Origin of the sequence: Vibrio sp. Of7-15 (assembly GCF_022347565.1) — a bacterium.
Lineage (GTDB): Bacteria > Pseudomonadota > Gammaproteobacteria > Enterobacterales > Vibrionaceae > NORP241.
This window is the reverse complement of the sequence record NZ_JAKRGH010000054.1, coordinates 1-6,139: the sequence shown is the minus strand read 5'-3', so window position 1 is coordinate 6,139 and position 6,139 is coordinate 1. Positions and strand designations below refer to the sequence as shown.

Here is a 6,139-nt window from a genome sequence, read left to right as displayed (position 1 = left end):
TTACGGAGAGATGGCTGAGTGGTCGAAAGCACCGGTCTTGAAAACCGGCATACGTTTGTAGCGTATCTAGGGTTCAAATCCCTATCTCTCCGCCACATTTACTTAGTTTGATTAAGTTCAAATTAAGACAGAATTGGAGCGGTAGTTCAGTTGGTTAGAATACCGGCCTGTCACGCCGGGGGTCGCGGGTTCGAGTCCCGTCCGCTCCGCCACTACATCAAAGCCTTAGCAGAAATGCTGAGGCTTTTTTGTATCTGGAATTTAATATTTTACTGGTTATGAGTACACCGGGGCGAGTCCCGCTTGAGCGCAAGCCCGGCAGACCCGCCACAACAATGAAGTCTCGTCAGAAATGACGGGGCTTTTTTGTATCTGGATTTTAAGAAATTATTGGTTTGAGGATTCAAAAGATCCCTGAGATGCAAGGCGGTGGTAAGCGGATTCAAGGGCATGCAGTAACTCACTAGCATTTTGTGATTTCTTCGAAACTACCAATTTGACGGCAAAAGATGAGACAGTGTTGTATGCCAAGTTTGGTATGGTGTGTGTTTGTAAAAACTGAACAGAAGGGCCCTTGTATTCTAGCACATAATCTACTCTCCCTTTTTCGAGTAGTTTAAACGCAGACTTAGAAGAATTAGTCTCGATATAATTGATATTATTAACTTTATTTTTAATAAATTTTACCCAGCCACCATAGCTATGACCACGAATAATGGCGAGCCTTGTATTGATTAGATCGGACTGGGTTCTGATGTCAGATTGTTCGTTGAGCCGGTACGCTCTTAATTCGATATTATCTATTAAGGTTTCACCGACCAGAGTTGCATTTTTGAATTTTGGTAAGGTTGATAGCCCTACCCATAAATCAATTTTCCCTTCGATCAGCAATGATACCATTCTCTTGGTCGGATACGATTGGCTATGCCAGTTGAGCTCTGACTCTTTAAGTATTTTTTCCACTTTTTCCATTAAATAGCCACGAGCTTTTCCATTGGTGTCTGTGTAATAAGCGGGTGGAAACTCAATATAACCAACGTTAATTCTTTCTGTCGCCTGAGTTGGAAGACAGGCTAGAAAACTAAGAAAAGTGACCATCCATATCTTGTGAAAAATACTCATATCGCCTCCCATAAGAGTACGATTTAGTATGGCTACATATTATAGAATAACCAGGAAACCTAAGTGTATTTATCATTTTTCTTAATAAATGGAATGATAAGGCTATTTACCGTCTCGGCTTGAGAAATGGGGGCCATATGCCCGCCATTAATGTAGTAGGTCGTATTGTAGGGAAGCGATTGTTTAAGTAGCTCTATGATTGTTTTTGTTGATAAAGGGCTTTGCGAACCTGCTAATAAACAAGTTTTGATTGGAAATTTCTGTAGGTCGTTTAGCGTCGTAGGTTCATTAATTAAAGCCTGAAAATCAAGAGCAACTTTCTTAATATCGGAGATAAAAGCGCGTTGCTTTCGTTGTGAAAGAGACTGAAAAGCCCCAGAACCATTCCAGTAATTAATAAAGATTTCAGTTGCTTCCTGATCTTTCTCCTCTTTTAATTTTTCATTAAGGGTTTCAATAATATGTTTAATTTCTATTAATGCAGGGGATTTCTTGGGTAATAAGTAGAAGCATACTGGCTCGAATAAGGTCAGGCTCAGGACTGGGCGAGAAGATTGCTGGCATAACTTGAGTGCTGTTGCTCCACCATATGAATGCCCAACGAAGTGCATTGGCTGGTTGTATGAGATTTTTAGCTGCTCCAAAACAGCCTCAACCAGATTGATTTCATCTTGCAAAGAAAAAGTATCGTGGTTGCTTGGCATTGCTGTTTGACCATAACCAAAGAGATCAATGGAAATAACGTGATAGTGGGAAGTTAAGCTGTCGATAAGCGAATACCATTGAGCATTTGAGCTCATTGAACTATGTAATAAGACAATTGGGGTACCAGTTCCACGTTCCATATAACTGATTTTATCATTTTGAGTAGTAAGGTACTGATTGAGTGCAGGCATACGCTATTCCTTAGCTTTTGATTTTTAATATTAGTTTGATTTTTAGGCAAATAGAAAGGGAATACGGTAAAAAACAGAAACTGTTATGGATTTTATCTAATGTATACTGTTACCATGCAGTGTGACTGGTTGCTTATGGTTTTTGTATTGTGAATTGTTCTTATATTATGTTGCTATCATTATGATAAAAAAGATTTTTTTATTAAGCACTCAATAAATAAGGCAGTTAAATAAATCTGGGTCACCAAGTAACAAAATATGAATTTTACTTAGTGTTTAAGTGGGATTTAGTGACTTCAATAGTGCAAGGTTATATTTATAATTCAATGTTTTATAAGTATAAAATTTTAACTATTGTTTCTATTAGTATAGAGATGTATATTCTTAAATCTTGAAAAAGAAACATAGAGGTTTCTTGAGCTCAAGGAAGAATGTCAACAGGAATTATTGACAGAAAACTTGCGCCATAACTCATAAACAGTATCAGTTTTTGAACTGAGTTGAGTTACACTTAAACCGTATATATCAGTCCTTCCTTTAAGTAGGTGGGTGAAAGAGCAAACCTCAAGTGTGGAGATACAAGCTTGATTAAAGTATTCCTTGTAGATGATCACGAACTGGTTCGCACAGGGATAAGACGTATTCTCGAAGACGTCCGTGGAATGAAAGTAGTAGGGGAAGCTGACAGTGGTGAAGAAGCCGTAAAATGGTGTCGTGCTGAGCAAGCTGACATTGTTCTTATGGATATGAACATGCCTGGTATTGGCGGTTTAGAAGCAACGAGAAAGATCTTACGCTTTAACCCGGATGTGAAGATTATCGTTTTAACCATTCATACCGAAAACCCATTCCCAACAAAAGTGATGCAGGCGGGCGCAGCGGGTTATCTGACAAAAGGCGCTGGTCCTGATGAAATGGTGAATGCCATTCGTATGGTAAATAGCGGGCAACGTTATATTTCCCCTGAAATCGCTCAGCAAATGGCGTTAAGTCAATTCACCCCTGATGCAGAAAATCCTTTTAAAGACCTTTCTGAGCGTGAGTTACAAATCATGATGATGATTACTAAAGGGCAAAAGGTGACTGATATCTCAGAGCAGTTGAATCTGAGCCCGAAAACAGTGAATAGTTATCGCTACCGACTTTTTAGTAAATTAGATATTAATGGTGATGTTGAACTGACCCATTTAGCGATTCGCCATGGAATGTTGGATGCAGAGACCTTGTAGTGTCGTCTCCTGATTTTGATTCGAAAGATTTCCTAAAAAATGTGACTCATCAGCCCGGCGTTTACAGAATGTATAACGCCGAGTCTGATGTGATTTATGTCGGAAAAGCCAAAGATTTAAAGAAGCGTTTATCCAGCTACTTTAGGTCTAACCTGCCTAATGAAAAAACACGTGCGCTTGTTAGTAATATAGCCAAAGTAGATGTAACTGTAACTCATACAGAAACAGAAGCTTTGATTCTTGAGCACAATTACATTAAGCAATATCTTCCTAAATATAATGTCCTACTTCGGGACGATAAATCTTACCCCTATATCTTTATTAGTTCGCATCGTCACCCGAGAATCTCTATTCATCGTGGTGCCAAAAAGCGTAAAGGTGAATACTTTGGCCCTTATCCTGACTCAGGGGCGGTAAGGGAAAGTTTACATCTAATGCAGAAACTCTTTCCGGTGCGTCAATGTGAAGACTCGGTGTACGCTAATCGTCATCGGCCTTGTTTGATGCATCAAATTGGGCGCTGTGTAGCACCTTGTGTGGAAGGCATCATTAGTGATGATGATTATGCAGAGCAAGTTAATTACATTCGCTTGTTTTTGCAGGGTAAAGATCGCCAAGTCATTGCCCAGCTGGTTGAGAAAATGGAAGCCGCCAGTAAAGTACTGAACTTTGAAGCTGCGGCTCGTTATCGTGATCAAATCCAAGCGATGCGCCGAGTGCAAGAGCAACAATTTGTTGCCGAAGACAGCTCTGATGATATTGATGTATTGGGTTTTGCGCTGGAAAAAGGGCTGGCTTGTATTCACATGCTGATGGTTCGACAAGGTAAAGTGCTTGGCAGTCGTAGCTTTTTCCCTAAAATCCCAGCTAATACCGATCAAAATGAAATCTTTTCTAGCTTTTTAAGTCAATACTATCTGAGTTATTCAGAAGGACGAACCATTCCTAATCGTATTCTGGTTGGAGATGGTTTAGTGACGGATGGAACGATGTTTGAAGCTGCTTTAAGTGAACTCGCAGGTCGGAAAGTGGCTCTGCAAAGTCATTCTAAAGGGATACGGGCGCGTTACTTGAAGCTGGCTAATACCAATGCGTTAACGGCATTAACAAGTAAGGTTAATCATAAAATGACGGTCTCTCAGCGTTTCAAAGAGCTGACAGAGGTATTGTTGTTAGAGTCGATCCAAAGGATGGAGTGTTTTGATATTAGCCATACGATGGGGGAAAAAACCGTTGCGTCTTGTGTGGTGTTCAATCAGGAAGGACCAGTAAAAACGGAGTATAGACGGTATAATATCACTGGCATTACTGGTGGTGATGATTATGCTGCAATGGGGCAAGTGCTAGAGCGTCGCTACAGTAAACAACTCGACATAGATAAAATCCCAGACATTATTTTTATTGATGGTGGTAAAGGGCAACTGAATCGGGCATATGACATTATCAACCAGCACTGGAATGATTGGCCTAAAAAGCCACTACTTTTGGGTATTGCCAAAGGGGTAACTCGTAAGGCAGGGTTAGAAACCTTAATTAAAACCTGTGGGGAAGAGTTTTCCTTGCCGAGTGATTCACCAGCATTGCATTTAATTCAGCATATTCGTGATGAGAGCCATAACCATGCCATTAGTGGCCATAGGGCACAGCGTGGTAAAGCTCGTCAGCGTAGTGTTTTAGAAGACATCGAAGGGGTTGGGCCAAAGAAAAGGCAGTCTTTGCTGAAGTTTATGGGAGGAATCCAAGAATTAAAACGTGCTGGTGTCGAAGAAATAGCCAAAGTGCCGGGCATTAGTCAAGCATTAGCAGAAAAGATCCATGATGCATTGCAACACGGGTAAAATTAACGCAACATACTGAAGCCAATACTAAGAATAATCAATTATGCGACTAACAATACCAAATATTTTAACACTACTCCGTCTTTTTCTAATTCCTGTTTTTGTCATTGCTTTTTACCTTCCTTATGAATGGTCAGCTTTTGCTGCCGCGATAGTGTTTTTTGTCGCAGGTTTTACAGATTGGTTTGATGGTTATTTAGCGCGTAAATTGCAGCAAACGACTCGATTTGGTGCATTTCTTGACCCTGTCGCAGATAAAGTCATGGTGGCAACAGCTCTTGTATTGATCACCGAGCATTATCATTCTGTGTGGATTACAGTTCCAGCTATTACGATGATTGCTAGAGAAGTGATTATTTCCGCATTGCGTGAGTGGATGGCGGAACTCGGGAAACGCTCTAGCGTCGCGGTTTCTTGGGTGGGTAAAGTAAAAACCATGTTCCAGATGTTCGCATTGTTATTATTAATCTGGCATGACAATCAATGGATGGAGTGGATTGGTTACGCTTCATTATATATTGCAACTATTTTAACCTATTGGTCTATGTGGCAGTATTTACGTGCTGCAAAAGATGACTTACTGGATAGTAATCATCATTAATTGATTCTTCTTTAAGAATATAAAAAACGAGCCATCGAGCTCGTTTTTTATTATTTGACTCTCGAAAATTCATAATAGCAGGTATTTATTATCATTTATGGGTTAGAGAGTGATAAAAGCGTTAGGTGAGGTGCAATTTTGAGCGTTATGACTGGATTTTGTTCAAACAAAACAAAAACAACAAAATAGTGTTGACTCATCTTGGTTAATCCGTAGAATGCCTCCCGTACCCAAGAGGAAGGCGTCAAAACTTCTTCAATAAAGATTAAAAAAAGATGGCGCGTTGGCAGAGTGGCTATGCAGCGGATTGCAAATCCGTGGACCTCGGTTCGACTCCGGGACGCGCCTCCATTCTAAAGAGTTAAGCTCTTAAAGAATATTGCGACACTAGCTCAGCTGGTAGAGCGCAACCTTGCCAAGGTTGAGGTCACGAGTTCGAACCTCGTGTGTCGC

General features: G+C 40.4%; 5 protein-coding genes and 4 tRNA genes. 7 read left to right on the top strand and 2 right to left on the bottom strand.

Features of this window, described 5'->3' with window-relative positions; genetic code table 11:
• Nucleotides 1-4 precede the first annotated feature (4 nt).
• Both MHO82_RS25375 and MHO82_RS25370 read left to right on the top strand, forming a co-directional pair.
• Nucleotides 5-95: transfer RNA gene (locus MHO82_RS25375), tRNA-Ser, on the top strand.
• Nucleotides 96-135: 40 nt separating this feature from the next.
• Nucleotides 136-212, top strand: a tRNA-Asp gene (locus MHO82_RS25370).
• A 175-nt stretch (nucleotides 213-387) separates the two neighbouring features.
• On the opposite strand, the gene MHO82_RS25365 is transcribed toward MHO82_RS25370, so the two are convergent.
• Both MHO82_RS25365 and MHO82_RS25360 read right to left on the bottom strand, forming a co-directional pair.
• Entirely contained in the window at nucleotides 388-1,122 is a 735-nt protein-coding gene (locus tag MHO82_RS25365; RefSeq protein WP_239189344.1) for a transporter substrate-binding domain-containing protein, read from the bottom strand.
• 59 nt (nucleotides 1,123-1,181) lie between these two features.
• A complete protein-coding gene (locus MHO82_RS25360; protein WP_239189342.1) occupies nucleotides 1,182-2,018 on the bottom strand; it encodes an alpha/beta hydrolase in 837 nt (278 codons plus the stop codon).
• Between the two features lie 584 nt (nucleotides 2,019-2,602).
• Between MHO82_RS25360 and uvrY the strand changes: the two genes are divergently transcribed.
• From uvrY to MHO82_RS25335, 5 genes are all read left to right on the top strand, one after another.
• Nucleotides 2,603-3,247, top strand: a complete 645-nt coding sequence (gene uvrY, locus MHO82_RS25355) for a UvrY/SirA/GacA family response regulator transcription factor (protein ID WP_239189340.1) — start codon at nucleotides 2,603-2,605, stop codon at nucleotides 3,245-3,247.
• Nucleotides 3,247-5,085, top strand: coding sequence for an excinuclease ABC subunit UvrC (gene uvrC / locus MHO82_RS25350; protein WP_343299996.1), 1,839 nt, complete (start codon nucleotides 3,247-3,249; stop codon nucleotides 5,083-5,085). Before uvrY ends, uvrC begins: the two co-directional genes overlap by 1 nt.
• A gap of 43 nt (nucleotides 5,086-5,128) precedes the next feature.
• Complete coding sequence (gene pgsA, locus MHO82_RS25345) at nucleotides 5,129-5,686, top strand: CDP-diacylglycerol--glycerol-3-phosphate 3-phosphatidyltransferase (RefSeq protein ID WP_239189338.1); 558 nt, start codon at nucleotides 5,129-5,131, stop codon at nucleotides 5,684-5,686.
• Nucleotides 5,687-5,963: 277 nt separating this feature from the next.
• A tRNA-Cys gene (locus MHO82_RS25340) sits at nucleotides 5,964-6,037 on the top strand.
• Between the two features lie 30 nt (nucleotides 6,038-6,067).
• Nucleotides 6,068-6,139: transfer RNA gene (locus tag MHO82_RS25335), tRNA-Gly, on the top strand.